This window comes from Natronoglycomyces albus (assembly GCF_016925535.1).
Taxonomy (GTDB): Bacteria; Actinomycetota; Actinomycetes; order Mycobacteriales; family Micromonosporaceae; genus Natronoglycomyces; species Natronoglycomyces albus.
Genome location: NZ_CP070496.1, coordinates 3,638,204 through 3,661,551 on the forward strand (window position 1 = coordinate 3,638,204; position 23,348 = coordinate 3,661,551).

Annotated in this window: 10 protein-coding genes; 2 read left to right on the forward strand and 8 right to left on the reverse strand. The window is 60.0% G+C overall.

Features of this window, described 5'->3' with window-relative positions; genetic code table 11:
- Positions 1-65: 65 nt before the first annotated feature.
- From JQS30_RS15545 to pglW, 7 genes are read right to left on the reverse strand one after another with little or no spacing between them, the layout of a single operon-like run.
- The gene (locus JQS30_RS15545) at positions 66-2,171 is read right to left on the reverse strand and encodes a DEAD/DEAH box helicase (protein WP_213171147.1); all 2,106 of its coding nucleotides are present in this window, start codon (positions 2,169-2,171) and stop codon (positions 66-68) included.
- Positions 2,168-3,475: a BREX system ATP-binding protein BrxD gene (gene brxD / locus JQS30_RS15550; protein ID WP_213171148.1), complete on the reverse strand. Its 1,308-nt coding sequence runs from the start codon at positions 3,473-3,475 to the stop codon at positions 2,168-2,170. Before brxD ends, JQS30_RS15545 begins: the two co-directional genes overlap by 4 nt.
- On the reverse strand, positions 3,472-4,659 hold the full coding sequence (locus JQS30_RS15555) for a hypothetical protein (RefSeq protein WP_213171149.1): 1,188 nt from the start codon (positions 4,657-4,659) through the stop codon (positions 3,472-3,474). The genes brxD and JQS30_RS15555 overlap by 4 nt, the downstream gene beginning before the upstream one ends.
- The gene (gene pglZ / locus JQS30_RS15560) at positions 4,656-7,298 is read right to left on the reverse strand and encodes a BREX-2 system phosphatase PglZ (RefSeq protein ID WP_213171150.1); all 2,643 of its coding nucleotides are present in this window, start codon (positions 7,296-7,298) and stop codon (positions 4,656-4,658) included. Before pglZ ends, JQS30_RS15555 begins: the two co-directional genes overlap by 4 nt.
- Positions 7,295-10,984: a DUF6079 family protein gene (locus JQS30_RS15565; RefSeq protein ID WP_213171151.1), complete on the reverse strand. Its 3,690-nt coding sequence runs from the start codon at positions 10,982-10,984 to the stop codon at positions 7,295-7,297. The genes pglZ and JQS30_RS15565 overlap by 4 nt, the downstream gene beginning before the upstream one ends.
- A 13-nt stretch (positions 10,985-10,997) precedes the next feature.
- Positions 10,998-14,654 (reverse strand): BREX-2 system adenine-specific DNA-methyltransferase PglX, encoded by a 3,657-nt coding sequence (gene pglX, locus JQS30_RS15570; RefSeq protein WP_213171152.1) that lies wholly within the window; start codon positions 14,652-14,654, stop codon positions 10,998-11,000.
- A complete protein-coding gene (gene pglW / locus JQS30_RS15575; protein WP_213171153.1) occupies positions 14,644-18,864 on the reverse strand; it encodes a BREX system serine/threonine kinase PglW in 4,221 nt (1,406 codons plus the stop codon). The genes pglX and pglW overlap by 11 nt, the downstream gene beginning before the upstream one ends.
- A gap of 368 nt (positions 18,865-19,232) precedes the next feature.
- Here pglW and JQS30_RS15580 point away from each other — a divergent pair, with 368 nt between their 5' ends.
- Positions 19,233-20,888, forward strand: a complete 1,656-nt coding sequence (locus tag JQS30_RS15580) for a TIGR04141 family sporadically distributed protein (RefSeq protein WP_484555214.1) — start codon at positions 19,233-19,235, stop codon at positions 20,886-20,888.
- A 188-nt stretch (positions 20,889-21,076) separates the two neighbouring features.
- Here JQS30_RS15580 and JQS30_RS15585 read toward each other — a convergent pair whose 3' ends face one another.
- Positions 21,077-21,799, reverse strand: coding sequence for a hypothetical protein (locus JQS30_RS15585; protein ID WP_213171155.1), 723 nt, complete (start codon positions 21,797-21,799; stop codon positions 21,077-21,079).
- A 202-nt stretch (positions 21,800-22,001) separates the two neighbouring features.
- On the opposite strand from JQS30_RS15585, the gene fxlM reads away from it, so the two are divergent.
- Entirely contained in the window at positions 22,002-23,228 is a 1,227-nt protein-coding gene (fxlM, locus tag JQS30_RS15590; protein WP_213171156.1) for a methyltransferase, FxLD system, read from the forward strand.
- Positions 23,229-23,348 lie beyond the last annotated feature (120 nt).

Sequence of the window (23,348 nt, forward strand, 5' to 3'; positions counted from 1 at the left end):
ATGCCTCACAACTGCGACATGCGGGCGCCACGTGATCTGCATCTTAGAATCATCTAGGCTGCCCGCTAACCGCTGGCGAAGTGCCTCGGTATCCGCAGAGCCTGGTGCGCACCTGGAAGATCGGACAGCCGCGCGGCAAGGGTCGCTCTTGCCAGCTCTTCGGGCAAGGCGTCATTGAACTTGAGACCGTTGACTGCACGGACATCCGGCGTAGGCGGTACGAGCACGGCGTCGCTTAGGGCGTGAGAAAGCACTTCGTTTGGAGCCGAGTCCTCGAGTCGAAGGCTGAAGTCGCTGACCCCGTCTGCGCGGGCGATACCATCCAGCGAAGCCTGCAAGGTCAGGTTGGCCCGGTATCCGGCCCAGGTCCACCATCGCAGTTCTGATTTCGAACGACGAATGATCAAACTGGTCTGATCCACGTGGTCGACGTGTTTCTCGCGCAGATCGGCCAAAGCTCCCTCAGCGCGGCTAGTGATCTTTACCGGCGGGTCTTCGCCTAGCACCACCGCTCTGATCGACTGAGCCAGCGCGAATGACTTTCCCGTCGGCAGACCCGCAGAACTCCATTTCGCGCTGCCTTCGCCCTCGGCAGGATCGACATAGCACAAGCGACGCTTCCAGTCGATGTGCTTGGGATACCACGTACGGCCAGCAAGCAGGATAATGGTGGTACCTCGGCCCTCCTCAGGTATGAGAATCGACGGGTCGACCTGACCGATCTCCTCACGTCCATGTAGAACCGTGAACTCCGGTGGGGCGCAGAAGACCGCAGTCAGGTCAGCGAAGTGTCTGGATCCGAAGCGCTTTTCGGCATTCGGCCCGATAAACAGCATCCCACCGTCGGTCTCAATGAATCCCTCGGCAACCAGGTACTCCAGGATGGGTTTCGACTCTGCGTCGAAAGGCTTCAGGCCATTCCACGAACCGGGCCAGAGCCGATCACCAACCCGGTGCTCCTGGAGGCACAATGCCAGAATCTGTTGGGCAACAATATGATTTGGTCCCGGCGGTGGCGCAACCGGTTCAACCCAGTGCCGTCCCCACAACCGCAGCAGCCCGGCTGCGTCCAGCAAGCCTCGCTTATCAATTGCCAGGAACAGACAGTTGCGGACGCTCCCTGAACGCCGCCCAGTTCGACCCAGCCGCTGCAGGAATGAGGCAACGGTCTTCGGTGCGTTGATTTGGATTACCCGGTCGAGATCGCCCACGTCGATACCGAGCTCAAGCGTGGAGGTAGCAACGATGACACAGTCACGAGCTTCGGCGAACGCCTGCTCGGCTCTCCGCCGCTCGCCTACTGACAGGGACGAATGCGAAAGAAAAACCGTCACGCCAAATTCACGCAGCCACCCGGCCAACTGTTCGACGAGTTTACGCGAATCGCAAAACACCAGCCGCTTCTCACCTCGATGCAGCGTGGCAATTACTTTGGCGGCGTTGGAAACCGAACCGACGTAGTCGAGCTCGATTTCACCACTGGGTGGGTTCTCAGGGATCTGGGAACCCACCGGCAAGACTCCTGGCGCGATGACCCGGCCGGGTCGTCGCCCGATTCCCGCGCCTTGTAGCCACTTCAGCAACTCGTCTGGGTTGCCGACGGTGGCAGACGCGCCAATTCGTTGCAAAGGGCGTCCTGCGAGGCGAGTCAGCCGTTCGAGCACGGCCCTGAGATGCCATCCTCGGTCGTCAGAGGCAAAAGCGTGGACCTCGTCGACAACCACGGCACGCAAATTCGCAAAGAAATCCGTCTCCGTCTTGGTCGAGATCAATAGCCCTTCGAGACTCTCCGGTGTAGTGAGCAAGATGTTCGGTGGATCGGCGCGCATACGGTTCTTCACGCTTTCACCGATGTCACCATGCCAGAGCCCGACTGTCCGTCCCATCCAGCCCGCGTATGCCTCCAGCCGTGGCGCAAGGTTATTCAGCAGCGCCTTGATCGGGCACAAGTAAAGGACGCTGAGTCCATTCCACTCCTGAGACGCCATCGCACTGATCAGGGGAAACGAGGAAGCCTCAGTCTTACCGCCTGCAGTGGGAGCCAACAAAATGGTGTCTTCGCCGTCGAGGATTGGTCCAATGGCCTCCTTCTGCAATGGACGCAGGTCTGACCAGCCAAGCGTGTTAGCAATGTGGTGAACCAGTCCAGGATGTAGCCGGTCAACACTCATAGACTCAGGTCGATGTCGTCTGCTGATGCCGCGTTTCGTTCCATGTCGTTGAGCTCGCTCGACCGGATGGTCAGTTGGTAGTGCTGTCTGGGATCGAAATCCTCGAACTGGTCGACTCTGTCGAGAACATCCTCAACCAACTTTCGCAGGAACAGTCTCGGTGCAATGCCCACGCGCCCACCAAGTCCACCAGTAACCGCGCTGGCCAGCTCAGCGATGAATTCGTCGTCTACGACCTTGTGGACTCGGTCTGTAGCGTCGACGGCGTACAGATCTCGCACCGCTCTACCAAGCAGTTCCAGTTTGTCCAGGTCGAATCCGTGCAATCGAATTTGCACGGCCCGGGGGTTGTCGAAGCGCGGGTCGGCGAAGTCCACTGCTAGCCGCTGAGCCAGTGCCGGAGCCCGTTGCACGCCCTGTGTTCCGTCAAAGAACGGAGGGGTTCCTGTAATGAGCAGGTACAGCCCGGGGAAGCGACCCTGGTCGATCTCGTCCATCCACTGCCGCAAGGCATTCAGGCTCTTCTCTCGGACGTCACTGCGCACTCGTTGCAACGTCTCGATCTCGTCTAGAACCACCAGGAGACCGGGGTGGCCCGAATCGCGCAACACTGTCAAGAGGCCTTGGAGGAAGCCAAGCGCACCGAAGTGGTCCAGGTCGCCTTTGACACCCGCAGCACGTTTCACCACTGCGGAGACGTTCGGCTGACCACCAATCCATGCCAATAGCCCTTCAGCCAAGGCATCATCGCCTCGCAGCCGCGCACTCCGGTAGGCACGCAGAGCCGCGGAGAAAGCAGGGGTCGAGCGGGCGACGCTCGCGAGTCGCTGCTCAGCTAGGGCGTCGACTGCTTGTGCTAGCTGACTGGGGTCCTCGATCGAATCCGCTTCCAGCACGTCTTCTTCGAGAATGTAAAACCAGCCTTCGATAATGGCACGCAGAGCGCTGGGCGGCTGAGCAGCCGTCGATAGGTGCTCCACCAGGCGTCGATAGACAGTCTCAAGCTTGTGCAAGGGCGTCTCGGTTTCCGAAATCTGGATTTCGGCAGAGGCCATGTCGCGACGTTTTGCTCTTTCGGCCAGCCAGCGCGCAAAGAACGTCTTTCCGGATCCGTATTCTCCGCGCAGCGCCTTGAACTGGGCTTTTCCGGTGGAAACGGTGTCAAGCTCAGCGTCGATGGCCTGTTCAAACCGATCAAGCCCAACGGCGAACAGGTCGAGCCCTGCTTCGGGGACTGTGCCTCTGCGTAGGGCATCTATGACAGCCCTGCGTCGGGCTGGACTGACCGATTCTGGGCTAGTCACTGGTGTCCTCCAAGAAACTGCTGGCGAAGTAGTTCCAGGTTGAGCCGAACGCTAGTGCCATTATCATCTCTAGTCAGCACTTGCGAACCGTCGATATTCAAGGCCCGCTGAAGTTGGGTGACGTATCCGTCGACACTGCCAGCTGGGCGTCCTGCGATGCGTCCTACCTCCGCGACTGTCAAAACTCCGCCAGCGTCCTGTGCGCCATCGATGATGGCTTTCACCACTGCGGAGTCCGGGACTCGGCGCAGGCCTCGAACGTGGTCACGATACGTCTGGGAGTCGCATACTTGCTCGCTCAGCGTGGGATGACGAGGAAAGGTTCCGGAGGCAACAGTGGGATTTTTTTGCTGTCCGACTGTTGCAGGCTCGGGTTCACTGTTGATGGCACCCGATGCTGCTTGCGGCTTCGGCTGGCTGTATTCGACACTCGGATCAGTGGTGCTGTGCAGTTCATCGGCCTTCAGGACAGCTCTGGCCCCAGCAGAGCTGAGTACTTGAGCCTCCGCACCGAGTTCGGTGACAATGGCCCACGCCCGTTGATACGTAGCTTGTGCCAAGTCAGGACTAATCTGGGCGAGCCGCCCCACATGGACCACTCCCGCATGAGCGAAACGCGCCAGGTAACCCGAACCGACCTGGCGGCCATCGAAATACCGCCGTTCAAGCTCAGCCAGCGCCGAGGTGGCACCCTCGCCAATAGACAGCAGTGCGCTTGCCACTAGGGCGGCGGCTGGTGCATCGTGTGCCAGGCTGAACCCATAAGGACCAGGGTCAAAGTCAGAGTGGCGGTGGGAGTCAGATTGTTGTTTGGCCGTGTGAGTCTGTTCCGGAATCAACAGTGGAGGAGTGGTCACGACAGGAGACGACTCGGGCCGGTACCAGATCTTACGCCGCACTAGGAACGCATGGACGGTGGCAAAATTCCATAGGACGATGAGGTAGGCGTACATCATGACTTGCTCGTATTGTCGACCTTCACTGAACACCAGCGCGCCGATCCACAGTGCCAAATACACCGCGAACCCGAGGAACTGGACGAACGTGCGGCGACGTATCCAGGCGATCAGGAAGGTCACCGGGGTGAGCAATCCGAAGCTCAGTAGCGGGCTCAACGCCCAGACAATGGATCCGAATGCCCGGCCCAGAGAGGCTTTCGCAGTAACGAGGGGTTGAGAGTTCATCGGCGGCGGCCCCCGAGGAACTGCTGGCGCAGAAGTTCCAGATCGATTCGAATGCTCGTGCCGTCGTCCTGTTTAGAGAGCACCTGTGTCCCATCAATGTTCAGGGCTCGTTGGAGTTGGCTGACATAGCCATCAACGCTGGCTGCCGGTTTATCCGCGATCTTGCCGACCTGGGCCGAGGCTAGGACACCTCCGGCCGACTGGACAGCGTCGATGATCGCCATGACCGCGACCGAGTCCGGTACCCGTCGCAGCCCTTTAACATGCGCACGGTAGGTATCGGACTCGCAGATCTGCTGGCCCAGCGTGACTTCCGCAAACAAGGTTGCCGCAGATTGCGTAGGCTTACCACTTTGCTTTGACTTCGACGAGGGTTCAGCGGTGCGTACTGAGTTGTTCCACCATTCGGGCTGGTGGACGGCGGCCGAGTCGTAGACCACCCAGTGTTCGGCGCGAGCCTTTGCCGTGGGGACATAGACCTGCACGGGAATGACCATCTCGGCCAGGGACGCGCCGCCGTGATACCCGGAGCGCTTGGACCGATAGCGAACTCGCTCGTCCACTGCGGCCACCAACGCATCGCCCTCCAACACCCGGGGGCCGGTGAGCACGACTTCGCCATCAGTCGCAGCCTCCCCGCTACGCCAGCGGGCACTGTCGCCCCAAACGGCCGCCTTGGCATTGCCGGGTTCGCGCACGTGCCCATGATCAGAGCACAAGACGATGGGCCTTGCTGTTCGAGAGGCCGCGTCCAGCAGCGGCTGTAGGTAGTCGATATTGGACACCTGCCACAGCGGGCGCGAGGCCAGCTCATCCTTATCGAGGGCATCGTCAATGGTGTTCAGGACGACGGCTACGACAGTGTCGCGATCCGCGAGCGCGCCTTGCAAGGCCTTCGGTATCTGACCCACCTCGGTAGCCCGCAGGTCACCCTTGTGAAACAGCTGGACCTTGCGTCGCCCCCACAGCTGGGTAAGTCCCTTCCGCTCGGCTTCTTGTCCGCCCGAGACAAGGCTGCCAGCCAACAGGCTGGCACGCGAGTAGACAGTCGAGGATGGAACAGTGGCAAGCGCGCCTTCCCGTCCGGAATCAAACCGGCCGACCTCGACCCAACTGCCCCCTGCCGCAATGTCGGCACCGATGGTGATGGCATCGGCCGCACTCATCCCGTCACAGACGACCAGCAGCGGCGCGGCTTCTCGTCCTGTGGTTCCGGCCAGCGGGCGCATGATCCGGTCTTGAAGGTTCTCCGCCAGCAACAACCGCTCAGTCTCACCGGTATTCCAGGCCGCTAGACGTTCAGCAAACCGTTGGTCCGCGAGCGCCCTGCGTTCACGGACTCGGTCAAGCAATGCTTGATAAACCCGCCCGAGGCGGGGGTTGTTCGCCGTGTCAGCTACGCGCAAACGTGCGCGAGCGGAGTCGACCCAGCCGCCTTCGCGGATCTGCCAGTCAACCCATTCGGACACTGTCAGGCCCTGGGGCACCTCGTTGGCAAGCCAACGCGTCAGACGCAGTGCGGCCCGAGCATCCTCGATGGGGCCCGAACGATCGGCGGCCATCGTATGGCTCTTAACCTGTTCGAAGGACGTCTCTAGCGCACCGATTCCCTCCGGCCGACTTAGCGTGCGCTTCAAGATGGCGGCAAAATCCGCGAGGCGAGCATGTAGACCAGCTACGAATAGGTCGGATGCTGCGATGACGCTCTCCGCACCGATCTCAGCGAGGATTGCTTCGGCACGCCGGAAGGCAGCTCCGGCGATATCCTTATCGCTTTCAGCCTGGCGTTGTAGGTGAGCAAGGCCCGCCTCGGCAAAGCGCCGGAGTGCATCCGCATCGGGACGGTCGTTACCGAAAAAGCGCTGCTCGAATCGGGCTTGGGGAATTTGGGCCTCCGACCCGGCATCCGCAAGTGCTTTGGCGGCCACCGCGACGGGGGGCGCATCGCGAGCTTCGCCAGTTTCGGCCAGCACCACGACGAGCGCGGCGGTTTGCCCGGCGATTTCTCGCAGCGCAGCCGCCAAGTGGTCACGTAGTGGTCGGTCTAGGTCGTGCCATTGTTCGATATTCGTCGCCGCCTGGCTCCAGGTGAGCATCGACGCCACGTCCACCACCGCGTCTGGGTCACTGTGCAGGTGGAGGCCAAGAAGTCGGCGGAGTACGTCCTCGCGAGCGAGTGCTCGCGGCGGCTGGCTGCGACGTTTCCACAGCTCGGAGCCGTAGTAGAGCAACTGCTCGGCGATCCAGTCGTCGCCTTTACCGCGCAGCCTTCGGTCGATGTGCTCGGCCTTGGAGTTGGCGCGGATCGCCTCCCAAGGGTCGATCGACGTGACCTTATGCCCGGCAATTTGCGCACGCAACGACGTGCCGAGCTCGTTTTCGGTCATGTCGGTGGGCACCACCAGCAGGCCATTACCGTCGTGTCGGTCGATCAAGTCGAGCACGGCCAGGACTGTCTTCGCTGGACGGACGGTCACCGTGAGGGAGTTGCCGTTGGTGCCCACGGTGATTGAGTCCGGTCCATCCCAGACCGGGTCGGCATGCAAGAGGACCGTTGACGGCCCGTTCGCTCGGCAGCCGATCTCGCGCACGATGGCCTCGACGATGCCCCTGCTGGCTGCTGGCACAGCTCCGCTCATTGTCGCTCCACTTTCATGAAGGTGACGTCGTATTCGCCATCGTCGAGCTCGTCGGAAAGGTCAGGAAAGGCGGACTTTAGTTGTCCAGCGCTGGCCCGGCGAGTAATCACCCCAGGCTGGGTTGGTTCGCTTTGGCCGGGGGCGGCTGCTTTCGCCTGGTCGGGCGGCGAAGGAGGCGTCGGCGGACGAGCCTTGACCAACCGATTCGTTGCCGCCGTGACACAGTCGCGGATGACTGGCTCTAGCGGCGCGTCATGTTGGTCTTTTTCCGCTGCCTGCCGCAGCCGATTGAGGATCTTGACAGCTTCGGGGCTAGTGTCGGTCACTAGCGGGTCGAGGATTGTCCAGGTGTTGGTTTCGTTGTTCAGCACTCCAGCCAGCACGGCGGCGTCACGGATGCTGCGCACATAGATGCCGGCATCGCGCGTGAGTTCGGGAGCGGCAAGCCGCTCGAACAGGTCGAGGTCGCCCTCGGCCTCCGACAGGCTTATAAACAGCTCCTTGAGTTCGGTGGCTGTCACCAAACGCGGGCTCTGTTCGTCCAGGCCCAGGGTGGTCTTGCGCGCCAGGAGAGCGGCATGGAGGTTTTCCACCGCCTGCTGTTTCTCATGCAGGACCAATCTCATGTGCTTGGTCATCGATACCAGCGCGCGGGAATTGTACGCGGGCCGGGGTTCGGCCCCAAAGATCTTCACAGCGCGTTGCGAGGCACGGTCGAAGGTTTCTCGCTCAGGCAAAGGCTGCTTGCACAAGCGCATGTCAGCGGCCAAGCCAGTCAGCCCTGGAGCCTCAATAGTCGTGCCCGAGCGCATCCAGGTGCGGTCATCTTCAATGGCGTAACACAGCACCACCAGATCCCGAAGATCCCCAGGCAGCCCAGGGTGCTTCTCCATAACCCAGTCGCGTATCTGGGCTACGGTGAGCGATTCGGGATGCCCGGTGGCCTCGGCCCGGGTATTGATGTCGCGCCGCCATCGGTCGGGCAGAATCATTGACCCTTCGTTGACGGTTCCCAGGTCGAGCGGACCGGCGATCCGCCTCAGGACCTCGCGATCGTCCTTGGTGATCTCGGCTCGACGGTTCGGGTCCTTCACCGCCGTTTCCACCGTGCGCAAGACAATGTCGAGCTCTGCCCGCTTGTAGGCGCGAGTTCGACCTCTGGCCCCCGAGCCAAGGTCGGGGTGGTCTGGGTAGGCGTGGTCAAGCAGGCTCTTGACAATGTCGGCCATCGAATCGGACAGCGACGAGCCCGGCTGCAACTGGTAGTGCCAACGCTGGTCCAATCCGAGAACTCGATCCCGCCCTTGGGGATGGTCATCCACGTCGGTGGGCTGGTCCTGATTGACGCCATAGGCCTGTTTCGTAGCTGAGAGGATGCGTTCCTTCAACGCGATTTGCTGCGAGTTCAAGGCAATCCGCGCTTCGGCTCGGTCTTCGCCGCTGAGGTTGGGGCTGGCCTCGATCAGCCGTTCCTCGCGCTCTAGGAGATAGCGGATGGTCACGTACTTGGCTAGGTCGGCTTGGCGTTCGGCCGTGAAGAAGGCCGGAATCATCCCGGCGGCCAGCGGGGCTGTCCCACTGAAGTTCTTCTGAGCTTCTTCGATAACCAGCCGGGCTTCGGTCGGACTGAAGCTGGCTCCTTCGTCAAATGGGTAATCGATAACCAACCGAATGCGGTCAGGTTCCTCTGAGTAGAGATCAACCTGCGCGGTCTCGCGGATGTTCGTGAAGAGGATTTCGACCGACCTGGTCGTCCCCCGCCACGTCACATCGGTGGTGGTAATGCGCTCGTCTGGGTCGCGCAAGCCTAGTTCTTCCCACAGGAGTCGCTTAAGCGCCAGCCGGTTCTCCGGCGGCTTATCACCTGATTTGCTCGCGGCGCTACGAATGATCGACTTGACATCTACTTGCAACAGCTGGATCGTGACTTGGGGGTCGTCGGATCCGGTGATACGAAAGGCACTGAAAGTAACGCCCAAGTCCTTGAGCGTCTTGGCGACCTTCTGTTTTTCGGCTCCGGGGATCGGTGAGGCGATCGCCCCTTGATTGAGGGCCGCCAAACGCGAAGCCGTCAGGTGCCCCAACGCAGGCACCCGCGGGACTAGCGCCGACAACATCAGGGTCTTGACCACCATGTCGTCAGCTCGGAAGGCGTGTTTGGGCGACAGGTCCCGTACTTCGGCCTCGGTCTTCAGCTTGTGCCGGTCAAGCAACCACGGACGCAGCTCGTCAAGGTAGAACTCCTTGATGCGGTTGTATTCATCTCGCAACCGGTCGGTGAATGGCTTGTCTTGACCGTCAATGAGCACTTCAAAGATCGTGCCTACCGGCATGAGCTGCCCCAGCGGCATGTCCCGGTGGTCAACCAGCAACTGCATGAGCAGTTTGAGCGCGGTGCGCTCACGCTGCAACGCACTCGATACGTCGACAATGGTGTGCATGAAAGCCGGTGAGAACGGGTAGGTGGCGGCGAAGTCGTCAACTGTGGCACGCCCGCCCTCGGAGTCCAGCAGGATGTCCCACACCTCGCGCCGATTGCTCTTGGTCCGGTCGAACGCATCGGCCAGCGCGCCAGCGGCCGCATCGTCCTTGGGCTTGAGCAGCCGCTCGGAGACAACAGCGGGAAGGTTGGTGTCCGCCAGGGAAATCGTGCCGAAGCGGCCGTCCCAGTACTTAAGCGTGTCGAACAGCGACTCGGTGTCGGTGCCGGCGATGTCTCGGCCGACTAGTTCGCGCAGATCGCGCTGCCGGGGCAGAAAGCTAATGATTGGGGCCGGGCGCTTTGCCTCTGCCGACTCGACCAGTTTCGAGACTTTCTGCGCCTCGTTTTTCAGCTTCGATGGTTCGCCGACGAACTTCGACTGCCAGAGCACCAACTCGTCGAGGTAGAGCACGACCGCGTCGTATCCGAGGTGCTTGGCATGGTGGCTAATTACCGAAAGTCCCTGGTCGAGTTTGAGGTAGGAGTTCTCGCCCTGGGTGTAGCCGGTGAAATGAGAGAAGTAGGACTTCATCAGCGCCGAGACCAGCTCAGTCCGGGCCGTATCACCTGGGGGCGCGGAAAAGGCGGCGTCGAGCGTCTCCGAGTCCCACGTGCCCGCCAAGTCGTCGCCCCACTCGTCTGCCTCAGCGGCCGCGCTACTGGGCAGGCCGGAGACGAAGGCCTCGTCACCGAGCTTTTCGCGCAAGAGGAGCGCGTTGTTAAGCAACATGCCGTCTCGGTAGACGGCTGGGAGCGCAGCCTCGGGGTGCAGTTCCTGGATGGCCTTCACATAGCCCCCCAGAACCGCGTCCTCAAGGGAGTCCTCATCGATCATGTGCAGACTGACCTGGAGAAACCGCTTATTCTGAAGCCAATTGTCGTGGGCGACGATGGCGTCAACCAGTCGGTGCTTGCCTCGGGCTGCGGGGTTGTGGCGGAGAATCTCTCGCAGCACTGCCATGAAGTGCGACTTACCGGAGCCGAATGAACCGTCGAGATAGGTGCCCTTGGAACTGTTCCCGGTGACTGCTTGTTCGATCAGTTCCAAAGCAGTCCTGAATCGGTCAGCCAAGTCTTCGGTCACGACATAGTCGTTGAGGACTTTTTCGGGTTGATCGTCACGGCCAAGTTCCAGGACGAAATCACCCGGATGCACGGACGTGGGTAGGTCAAATAGGTCTGAGAGGCGCTGGGGCTGGGACATCGGCTAACCTCCGCTATGGTTGCTTCTTTTTGGACTTGCGGCTCCGGGCAGAGGCAAGGGGCCTCCAGGTGGCGAGATCGGCATCGGACAGTTCAAACCGTTCCTGTTGTTCGCTCAGGAAGTCCGCGTACAGCTGGGCAGGCGTCACCCCAAGCTCAGGGTCTACTTCATCATCGTGCCATTGTTTTAGCCAAGGCAATTGTTCTGCCAGACCGGCGAAAATCGGCCTCAGGCGCTCTGAGTCCCAGCCTTCTTCACTTCGGACATGGGAGAGCATGGTCAGTGCGTGTGCAGCCTGGCGGTGGTCCCATCCGGCCCAGCCGATCAGCAGCGAGCTGTCATTGTCGGGAGCGGCACCAGGATAGGAGATAAACCGTTCCTTGGGCACGTCGAGCTTGCCGCGCTGACGCCAGTAGGAGGTCTTGCGGAAGTCGCCGGTGCCGTACTTGGGCGGGACGGCGATGTCAAGGCGCTCGCCCGTGCGGTCTTCTTCGCGCTGCTTTTCCCAGGTCTCTTCCCACTGGGCGCGTTTGCGCAGGCCGGAGTCCTTATAACGCAGGGCCGCCAGGTAGGGAACGTGCTCGGTGTCGATGATGTCGGCGAGGACTTTGGCGAGGTCGACATCAGAGCCAGCGTATAGCTTGGCTACGGAATCGACATCGTCGTCGTCCCGGAGCTTGTCGGCGAGCTGGTTGATCGTCAACGGCTGGGGCTGCTCGATGCCGTTGTGGTCGGGAGCAAACCAGAGTTCCCGGCGTTCACAGGCGTCAAGGAGCCAGGAACGAAGCGCTTCTTGCTCGCGCTGCTCCCACGGGGTGGTCGACCAGCGGCGCTTGCATTCGGGTCGCTCAATGAGCGCGATGTCCTTGCGAGACTCGATGCAGTCAATTCGCCGTTGTACAAGTTCTTGATAGGCTGCGGGCCAGTGGGACGGGATCTCGGTGATCGGGGTGGAGCCGTGGCGAGAGAACCACTCGGTCGAGACCTCACCTGCTTTCATCTTGCGGGCTAGGACGATTTCGAAGGCCCGCTCACCTAGGTTGATTTCCGGAACGGCCTCGGGGTCAGTGGTGAGACTGGCGCGCTCGGCCTCATCGAGAAGGCCATAGAGGCCGTAGACTTCCCAATCCAACTCTTCTTGAGCGGCGATCATCTGACGGCGGAGCGATGTGTTGGCTGCTCGAGCATTATCAAGGCTGGTGCGGGTGGGGGCTTCAACTTCCGTAAGCGCGGAAGGCTCGGTTGAGGCAAGCTCCCGTCCCAGGGAATCTAGTCGGCGTCCAGAATCAAGCGGGAGTTTGGACGGAAGCGGGAATTCCTTCAGTTTGGTTCCGGTGAATTCGTATCTATCATCCCAACCTTCAGCACTCACACGCGCTCCGTCTTTCCCTACTGGATCGCCACCCTTTGGATACGAAACCTGCTTAAGCCAAAAGCAGGCCGTGGAACTGTTCAACAGGCCGAGTAGCTCTAGATGGTCGTCCTCGGTGGCGCCCTCTGGCAACTTGATCACGGGAGCCGACTGCTTGAAGACCTTCCCCCCGCGGTCGAGCACGAAGTGGTTATGCGTAGCGACAAAGGCATACGTGATGGCGAATTCATGTGCACCCTTATCTACCACAATTTGATGCCACTCATACCAAGGCCGACATTCTTGAAAGTAAGAGACCTTTCCGAAAGTCTGGCGGTTCCCTGCTACGGTCCTGTAAGGCCACATCCACTTGTAACTGTCAAATTTCTTATTAAAGTCAACAAGCGATAGGTCATCTCTATACGGGAAAAAAGCGAAGTTCTCCCCACTGATATTCCAGTCACGAATTTCAACGCCAAGCACCAACCGCTTCTTCAAATCGAGAGACTTCGTTCGCCGCCTCCAGTCAACCTTTCGGGCAAGCATTGCATCATCTGCATTGGTCATGCCGAAGATCCCAATTCTAATTACCCTTGGTTTGGATAGACTATTTTCAGCCTGGCTTAGTGTACGCAGCAATTCATCAACTCCACCACCTGAAAGACTCCATGGATGCTTGGCTAGTCGTCCTCGGTTCAGGTCAGCACAACTAACCCATTTGCTTTCGCTTTCAGGATGGTCAATTTGGCTTACTATTGCACTCCAGACCACCCCCTTCGACGGAACAGTGGGCTGTGAAGGCTCACCTTGGATTCCCTGCACTACTCGGACATCATGACCTCGCTGCGCGGATTTCCTTCCAACCAAGATCACGGTCGGGGTGCCATGACCCGGAATGTAGGCACCCGAGGTATCGATAACGTGTGTCAGGTCGACCTTCAGATTGAAATATTTTTCAATGAGCTCAGTTCCGAACTCTCGTTTCATGAACGAATTTGCCGTAATTTGGCCAATATAGCCAGCGCCGACACGTTCATGTCGGCCATTGACTCCAAGTTCGAAGAACCGCGCAGCAAAAGGGACCGACAGCGCGTATTTACCTTTGCACACGTCCTTGTATGCTGCCCGGTAGTTGGCGTTTTCCCGCTTGTCTTTCACCGTGATATACGGCGGATTTCCTACCACTACATGGTATGACCCTCGTCCAAGCAGGTCGACATTCCCGAAGCGTTCCTCATAGATGTCCTCAGTAACGAATGTATGTGGCTCCAGGGTCGCGTTAAGAGCTTCCTGCACCTGCGTGGCACCTCGGCCGTGCAACAAAGAGTCACCTACCGCGATATTGACCGGGAAGTCAGGTGCCTCTTTAAGGGTTTTCGCCTCGGCCGCCTTCATTGCCGCCACGAACAACCGAAACCGGGCAATTGCTACCGCGAACGGGTTCTTGTCAACCCCGTGAATGCCATACAGCACCTTGCGGATCAATTCCCAGGGCTCCGCTCCGGGAGCACGGTGCTGCCAAGCCTTCAGCAACCGGTCGAACGCGCCTAGTAGGAAGTGGCCCGATCCGCAGGTCGGGTCGATGATGCGCAGGCCCTTCGGCATATCCTCACGCACATCCGGCCGTGGGTATTCCGGTTCCAGACCGAACTCGTCCATAGCCGGTTTCAACGTCAGGTCAAGAATGAACTCTTCCACGAACTCTGGCGTCTGCAGCAGCGCGAAGTTTTTCCGAGCCGCTTCCGAAAGGTCCTGGTATAGGTCCCCAAGAAAGCGCGTATCCCACTCCGGGTCCTCAAAGTCATGGACCAGTTCGCCGTCCTCACCACGCAGTCGCCAGAACTCGACCAGTTGTTTCGCCGCATGGTGGCTCGGCGTAATCCGCCACATCGGGTTGTGGGTCTGATCAAACAGCCCAGCCGCGACCTTAGATGCCTTCGACATGTCGTCGAATCCCGCCAGAATCCAGTCCCGGTCGGTATCCCGACCGGGGTTCTGCCCATAGAATTCGTGTTGACGGTCGGCCGGGATATCCCAACGCGCCTCTCCTGACGCTGCCAGGTACGGGTATTCGATCAGCCGGTTGTCCTCGCAGAACCGCTGGAATACTGTGCCAAGCACCCACGCAGCCGCAGCTTGAGTTACCTGAGCGTCAAGCCAAGTCTCATAGGTGACCGCAATGCGATCAGCGTTCTTGGCGGCCGCGTATTCGTTTTGAAGCGTGCTGCAGAACTCGGCCTCGTCCGCCCGCTCCAACAAATCGGCCTCAAGAGCCTTGACTTGCTGTTTCAGGTCAGCAAGCAGCAACTTATTGTCCACTAGATTCCTCGCTCAGGGCAGGGGCGGGCAGGTCTTCATCGAGGCGTGGTTTCAACACCCCGGCAGGAAATCGTATCTGTTCACCAGCTGAGTCGATAGCACCGACGTTGTAACCGTCCAGATGGGCCACGTGCCGCAAGGCATCCGTCGGGCACAACAGCCACACCCCGTGCGGCCGCAGCTCGGGACGCCGGGCCGCGCTGAGAAGCTCATGCAGAACTTTCTGGCCGCCGGAGTAGCGGCCCAGCGGCGTCGCGTTGTACAGGAAAAGCACCCGGCCCTCCGCCGTAGCTTCCAGCAACGCCGTTTCAAACCGGTTCCACACCTCTACCAGAAGGTTCGTCAATGGCGCTGGAGGCGGAACCGTATCCGCAGCCAGGACTCTTTCCCAAGACGGTTTGTTACCGCGTTCGGCCACGTATTGACGCAAGAGTCGCAGGAAAACTGCCTGCACATCCAACGCGACCACACCGGGTCGTGCGGCCAGCCATTTAGCAGCTGCACAAGTCTCGGCGACTCCAGTCTTGATTGCCCGGAAACCGCCGCTTTCGACAGCTTTATCAATCCGGTAGGTGAATCGCGCGGCCTCATCGGCCCCGCTTCCAACCCCAGTTGTCCGCGGGCCCTTGATGGAACTGGTGCGGCTGCCTTCCCCCAGCCGCAGACGGCCGCGGGCCGACGGGTGCTCCTCGACATCGAGGTCGCACTCATCCAAGAGATCCAATAGGCCCGAAAGATCTCTCGGGAAGCCTTCCAGGTCTCCGAACCGCGCCTTGACGCGCTTGATCAAGTCTTGCCACCTGACCCCGTCCTCATCATCGAGGTAGGCGCTCAATTGAGTGAGCGCCACTGCCCGCCTCGGGTTCATGTCAGTCGGATACAACTCCAACCGAGGCGTGACCGCGACTGACTTATTGGCGTCGGCAGCCAATCGCACCAGGTCAATGTCAGTCAAAACCACGCCATCGAGGGACGCGCAGGAGCGAAGCGCGGCAATCGCCTCGGCTGACGGCGGCAGCGGGTCTGCCTCACCAAGCCCGGAAACGAGCCGCTGAGCTTCCAAGGCAAGCTCAGCCACGTAATCGAAAAGCTCACGTTCGGTTGGCTTCGTGTAGTCCTCACCGTCCGAGAGCGCTACTAGCACTGAGCCATCGGAACGGCGGTGTAGAAGATACCGCGGTTCCTCCAGACTGTCCTCCACATGAACCGCCGCGTAGACGGCAGCACCCGCATTGGCCAGACGTTCGTCATGTTCGCTCAAGGCCGAACCGCGTCGCACCAAGATTGCAGCTGCCAGCCGAGAGGCCTCCATGACGCGCCCGTGCTCCGCCAAGACCTCAGCAACCAGATCACGCAATGCATTAATCGACCTGAGCTTCTTCCACCGACTGTCCCGGACCTGATTGCGGTACTGGGTGATCCGCGCCGACGTCATGCCAGTTGCACGCTCGATCTGATCAGCCGGGGCCCACACTCGGACCGGGGCAGGTTGGTTGCCTTCCGGCAGGCCAACGAGCGCCCGAATACAACGCTGATAATCCACCTCGCCCTTGACACTGACTAGCTCAGCAGCGATCGCATCGACCGTGGCATGACCGGCTTCCCCGGGCGCTTCCCCCAATCCAGGGGCGGTCTCGGCCAAATGCAACTTGCCGCGCCACTCACGGGCCTTCTGTTGCAGTTCATTGCGAACCAGTAGGCCCACGCCGCGGAGGGTCTGGATATCAATACCAGGCAGTTCGGTCAGCTGGCCGACCGTGTCGATCTTGAGCCGCTTCAGAGCTGCGGCGCGAGCCTTCTCGCTGAGATCGGTCTGCGACAAAGGCAAGTCAGGGGCAAGTCGGGATTGGGGGTCAGGGCGGGGTACCTGGATCGAGACGGGGTCCGGCTCCGAGCTCAGAGCCTTGCGGAAAGCATCCTCCATCGCGTCCAGGTCGTCAAACCGCTTCTTCACGTCACGGTGCAGCGCTTTGAGGAAGAAGGCTTTCAAACCTGCGGCGATCGACTGGTCGAATGCGTCAGACCGGATCTGCGGAACCGTCTCCGTTTCCGGCAGATCAGCCGGTTCGGTCAGGCCGTCACCCCAGGAAGGCAGCTCGGCAGTCACCATTTCGTAGAGGGTGACCGCCAGGGCATAGTGTTCGGCGGCCGAGTCATAGCTGGTGCGACGAGGAGGCCCCAGGAACGGATCAAGGTACGCCTTAGTACCCGCCTCAAGATTGGTAAGTGCGACTCCGGAAAGTGAAAAATCGAAGAGGAAGAGGTGGCGACGCTGCTTGTTCTTACCCTCTCGAACCCCCAGATTGTCGGGCTTAATGTCGCGATGCCGGACACCATGATCTTCCAGGTTACGCAAAGCCCCAAAAAGATCCCGCGTCCAACCCTTCAGCTCCTCACCAGTCAGGCTGCCCTCTCGGCGCAGGTACTGGGCAAGCGACTGTTCGCCAGCCACGGCTTCGACGAGGACCTTGCGACCCCCAAGGTCGATGGGGCCTCTCAGCAGCTCCACCACGTGAGTGGCACGAACAGACCGCAAAACCTCGGCCTCGTATGCGAGTGCCTGCGTAGCGCGCTCCTCATCCAGAGCCACCTTGAGGACCACTTCAAAGTGTTCCTCGCCCTTGGCCTTCTCAGTGTCCTCGGCCAGCAGCGCCCGGCCGGTTCCGCCGCTGCCCAAAACCCGCTTGATCCGGTACTGCCCGACCGTGTCGCCAGGACCGGCGGTCAAAGGGTCGGGGTCCGGCTCGTCGTAGAGGGCACTGATCTCCTCCTCCACGGTGTCAAGCTCGGCCATAAATGCGGCTACGTCAGCAAACCTGCGGCTGTGGTGGCAGGTCGCGCCCTGCACCATCTGGTCCATCGCCGGGGTCATGTCATCGCTAATGGCGGAGGGAACCAGCGACTCGCTTGCCTTCAGCAGTTCGGCCATACTCTCGCGAGTCTCGGCCGGTTCCTGGCCAGTCAGGATGAGATAGGCAAGCGCCCCGAGGCCAAAAATGTCCAGCTGGATCGGGTCAGCCTGCACGTTCGGGGCTTCCGGGGCGATATAAGTGCCCGCGGCGGCACCGATGTGAGGAGCCACTTTGCCCCACGAGGTCGTATGGCCCGCCTGATCCCGACCACGGCGGGCGGCCCCCTGCCAATCGGCAATACGCAGGCGCGGGTACTGGCCGTCGACCTCAACCCAAACGCTATTGGCCGCCAATGCCCGGTGATAGAGGCGCTGGCCGTGGGCGTGACGGAGGGCGTCGGCGAGTTGGCGGATCATCTCCACCCGGGTCTCGAGCGGGAGCCACTCCCCGCCGGTCGCCATATACTGGTTCAGTCGCTGCCAGCTGCGGCCGTGTTCGAACACGACCGCAGGTCCGAGGTCTTCGACCACCCCGCGATTGTCGACCGAGACGATGCCGGGGTGATTAATGCCCACCAAACTCTTGTACTCACGCTCGACCGCCATCGTCATCGAGGCGCGGGCCTCTTCGCTAGATCCCTTGGCAGTGAGGTAAATGCGTACTCGCCGGGGCGGGTCCTCGGGGAAATCCGTGTTGCTGGCTAGGAAGTCCTGCCAGGTGGGGCCCGAATCAAGTTCCTTCGGGTCGAGCGTGTACTGGCCAATACGGCGTTGGGTGCGGATTGGGGCAACGCCGATCTTGGTCAGCAGCTGCGGGAGCCTCGCGAAGAAGCCTTGGGGCGTGCGCCGGTCTGGGCGGGGCGCTCGGTTAAGAAGGCCGGTGACAATTCCAGCCAGACCGGTCTGGTTGCTCAGCCCTTCTCGGCCATAGACTTTGGTCTTTTGAATCTCGTCAAATTCGCAGACTAGGTCGAGAGCCGAGAGGAATACGGCAGCGTCGAGAAAGGGGATCTTCGCATTCCCGGTGCTGACCTTTTGGAGCAAACCCTTGAGCTCCTTGGCCTTCTGGTTGGTCAGGTGGAGCGGATTGCCGATCGTGCTGTCACGTCCGAACGACCAGGTGGCCCCATTGTTCTTCGCTCGTCCACGATGGGCCTTCAGCTCGACGAGAAAGAAACCTGCGGGGACAGCAATGAGTAGGTCGCACTCCCGAACTGCTCCGTTGGGTGCGGTAAAACTAAAGCACTGCCGTGCGTAGTAGGGGATGGGGAGTTCATCAAGACAGTTCTTGATGTGGTCAAGCCCCTCTTGCTCCCACTGAAAATTCGAGGGCTCTCCGTCCCAAACACGCTGTACCAAGCGTCCAGCCTCCCAAATTGCTACCCCGCAGTTCTACTTTGACATGGCGTACATCCAGGATACGGAGCGGCTGTGGCCTGATTACCTCAGGTAGTCAATCTGGTAACCGCATGATCACAGAAGATCACATGAGCTGACCGGACTATTCATCCGAAATGCACAAATGACACAAAGGGCAAAACGGACGCGGGTTCGATCCACCCTTGGCCGACGACGATGGAGGCATTGAGCGCGGATGGTTGCCCCAGGATGCTGAGCTGGCCACCACCTTGACCACTAGATGTCAACTCCACGACAGACAAGGTCCCGATCTAAGTGTGTGATGAGAAGGTCGCTCTTCGCAACTGTCCATGGAGTGAGCCTAGCTTATGTCACCGCCCGATTCCTCAACCCATATAGCGACTCTGCATCGGCTGAGAGACATCGAGCCTAATACCGATGCAATGTTTGAAGCGCTCGGAGACGAACGAATTGACAAACTCATCGAACGCGGGGCTGACTACAGCAACACCGAGGTGGCTGGCTGTCCGGCTCTGGTGGTCTTCGGTCAGGGTGACGAGTGCAAGCCGTCATGGCTTAACAATGCTCGGAAGACCACCGGGTTGCCGCTTGACCTGACCACCCAAAATAGTTTTGCTCTGCTGCTCATAGCGGTTGACGGCACTGTATACGGCCTTGGGTACGGCACTGGATACCACTTAATCCCCAGTGAATACAAAGACGCTCGATTTGGGTTGTCCTTCGCAGCCCGAGTTGCCGACCCCGAGCGGGTTCGAGACTTGGTACGGAGACGACCCGGTCAACGCGGCAGGGTTGACGGCACCTGGGCCGCAGGCGGCATACCTGTGTGGCTGATCGGTGTTGATCAACAAAGCGACGTCATCGACCGCCTCGGAGCGACCACCACCGGTCTAGATCTCACGGCATCTCGTAACGGCAGCGGAGACATACGGATTCAAGGGGGCATTGGACTTCGCGCCCGGTTTGGCGTCGCACCGGAAGACTTGGTACATGATATTCGCACGATCGCGGCGATCATTAACGAGAAAGCACCGATTGCTGAGCTAGCCTTTGTGGACCACATGGCAGTTGTCAATGACACCACGCGCCGCGAGTGGCTAGACGCAAATCTCGAGTCGATCCTTTCTTCAACTGAAACGGCCTGCCGCGACTTGGCGATTGCTATCCCCGAAGAATGCCTTGACGACTATCACCAGGCCCGTAGTACGGAGATCCGGATTGGGTCCGCGCCCGCCAAACCCGTCACAGAGGTCACGATGGAGGCAATAGCTACCCGCGCCTCGGTTCAAAAGGAAGGGACACGAGTAGCTTCTCTTAGAAAAGGGCGAATCCAACTCTATACCGATCAACTCCAACGTGATCGACTCTCCCACTCCAATGCGCTGAAGTGGATCGAGGCAACAGTCAGCCTCGATGAACGGCGCTACCATCTTCTGGACGGGGAGTGGCTGGAGTTCGACGGCGCTTATGCAGACAGCCAGGACGGACTCATCGAGGAGCTGCTCGCAGGGAGCAGCGACATCGAATTGCCCGCCTGGAAGGACGGCTGGAAGGAGGAGGACTACCTGCACTTCGCAGCGATCCGAACCCAAATGCCCTGCTTGGACCGGAAACTCATCTCCATCAGCGGCGGTCGTAAGTTCGAAGCATGCGATCTTCTAGGGCCTGACAATGAACTGATCCATGTCAAGCAGGGCGGCAGCTCGAAGCCCTTGAGCCACCTGTTCAACCAAGGACTGGTTTCCGCAGCAGAATTGCAGCATTCCAGCGAAGCCAGAAAGAAGTTCTCCGAGCTAGTGCAGGTACATGGAAACGGCCGGGCGATACCGCTTGACTTCGTACCCAGTAAGGTCGTGTATGCATTCCGATGTACAGACGGACGGACATTGTCAGCCTCCACCCTGTACCCCTTCTCAAAGGTCACGTTGGGTTCCTCGGCTAGACGGCTGCGAGACATGGGCATTGAGGTAAAGCTCATTGGCATCGATACAGTTGCCGAATAAGCTTTGTGGACCTAACGGCGGCTTCGGTTACTTAATCGACGGCATAAGCGCTTTCGGGGGCTCTAGCTCGGGGCTCGCGACGTCCCATGAAGTTCGACGATGTCTCGGCGGCACCAAAGATGTGAATCGATCACGCTTAGTGGCTTGAATGAGAAAGTCCAAACCCAAATGGCCTTGGTCGACCTGATTCATGGGGACTCCGGCAACGGTAGCCAAACGGTCTCGAGGAAGTCGTCCGCCACGATCATTTTCAGCAGCTCCGGCGGACCAGTGACTCTGGTGCCCCACAAATCCCAGTCGGTGTACACCACCCACGAACGATCTGCGGGCCAAAGATTGGCTGGGCCGGGCGAGAACGTGTGTGTTTCCACAGTTTCCAAGTCTTTGAGGCGCGCCTCAACTACATAGGGGAAATCCGAATCCTCGCTGAATAGAGCACAGTAGTGTGCGAATACTGGTGTTTCCTTGCCCGAGAAGCGACGCAGAACCGCCGCGAGCCGATGGAAACTCTCCCGGTCCATATAGCCGTCATCAGGCCAGAGAATATGGTTGGCCAATTTACTACGTGGTATGAGAGATGGAAACGCCATGAACGAGGGCAACCGGCATGCCGGTTGCATTTGCTGAGCGACCACTGGCTCGCCTGTGCGCTCAGACAGTTCGTGCCACCGCAACCGTCGCCACCCCTCACCAGGGTCGCATATCCACTTGGGCTCCTCGTCAAGATCCTTCTTGGCTTTCGAGGCGGCCTGGTATTCCGAGATGATGTCTTCACTGGCCGCTTCGTACAGGGCGTGCAAGATCCACAAGCCTTCCGGATACGGCGGCACCGCGAAACCAGTATCTTCTTCGCCGCACAGATCAATCAACCACGTGGCCTCACTCTTATCTGCAACCTTCCACAAATCCACAACTCACCTCTTAGTACTCAGATACGGTCCGATAATTAGAATTTGTCAAGTAACAAGCGAAAGGTCAGATTCCAACTAACCGACGTAGAATCTGAATCTAACTATCTAACCAGTTCCACATAAACCCGAGAGTTTAAGTAATACAGGCCAGAGCACACCGCGCCCGAACCGAGTCCATGATGGAAGGAGCCATCGAGCTTTCGTGACACAGCCTTCCCCAGACGACCGATTCGACTCGACCGCTCGCTGGATGCGAAACGAACTGGTCGACTCCCTAATCAGGCAACGGGTGGTTCGCTCAGCTCGGCTCGAAGAAGCGCTACGCACCGTGCCTCGACACCGCTTCGTACCCGAGGTGGACCTGGAACAGGCCTACCGCGACGATGTCGTCCTCACCAAAACGGACACCGAAGGCCGCCCCACATCCTCGGTGTCGCAACCGACGATCGTCGCGCTGCAGCTTGAGCAAGCGCTCCCCCGCCCAGGCACAAAAGTCCTCGAAATCGGTGCTGGGCGCTGCTATAACGCAGCATTGTTGGCCCATCTGGTCGGAGAGCAAGGCCACGTGGTCACCATCGACATCGACGCCGAAATGGTCAGTATCGGCGCACACACTCTCGCCCAACTGGGCTATGACAACGTGACGGTCAAATGCGCCGACGGAGCCCACGGCGACACTTCAGCGGCCCCCTTCTCGCTCATATCCGTCACGACCGGGGCCGCCGACATCCCGCCAGCGTGGTTCGAACAGCTCGCCATCGGCGGACGCATGGTCGTACCGTTGACGATCCGCAGCCTGACACGCTCGATCGGCTTCGTCCGCGAAGAGGACCGCCTGGTCAGCGAATCCATCGAACCGTGCGGATTCATCTCCATGCAAGGTTCGACAGCCGCCGCCGACGAGCTTTTCGAACTAACCGAAGGCATCACGCTAGAAGTCGGCGAAGACCAACCCATCGACCCAGCGGCTCTACAAGCCAGCGTGACCGCCGCAGGCACTCAACGGTGGTCACGCATCACCATCGGCCACGAAGCAGGTACTCTTTCCGAGCTCGACCTGTGGATGGCAATGGCATGTCGCCAATATGGCCGTGTCTATATCGCGCCCTTCGCCGCCGCTCGCGACCCGCACGGATGGGTCGCCCCCAGCGGCGCCTCGGCCACCTGGAACGCGCACAGCCTCGCCTACGTGATCATGCGCGAATCCGCCAACCGCGACCGGGTCGAACTGGGCGTGCAAGCCTTCGGCCCCGAACGCGACACCCTCGCCGAGCACATGATCGACCACATACGGGCCTGGAATGAGAACGCCCGCAAAACCCAACGACCCCGCATCTACGCCTACCCGGCCGAAACTCCCACGGATGACCTAGTCACCGGCCGCATTGTCGACAAACCCCTCAGCCGACTCGTCATCACCTTCGACTAGGCCAGATCGCGTAGGCCGTGGTTCGAAAGCTTTAAGCACAAAGGGGACACATCGGCCCACTCGCCGAATTAACACCTCTGTGGATGAAACCGCCTTCGCACGGCTCCACGGGCGCTGTCA

What these genes read in the sequence shown, in the direction of transcription:
- JQS30_RS15545 (WP_213171147.1), bottom strand. Translation starts at nt 2,171, where the DNA reads ATGAGTGTTGACCGGCTACATCCTGGACTGGTTCACCACATTGCTAAC.
- JQS30_RS15555 (WP_213171149.1), bottom strand. Translation starts at nt 4,659, where the DNA reads ATGAACTCTCAACCCCTCGTTACTGCGAAAGCCTCTCTGGGCCGGGCA.
- pglZ (WP_213171150.1), bottom strand. Translation starts at nt 7,298, where the DNA reads ATGAGCGGAGCTGTGCCAGCAGCCAGCAGGGGCATCGTCGAGGCCATC.
- JQS30_RS15565 (WP_213171151.1), bottom strand. Translation starts at nt 10,984, where the DNA reads ATGTCCCAGCCCCAGCGCCTCTCAGACCTATTTGACCTACCCACGTCC.
- JQS30_RS15580 (WP_484555214.1), top strand. Translation starts at nt 19,233, where the DNA reads ATGTCACCGCCCGATTCCTCAACCCATATAGCGACTCTGCATCGGCTG.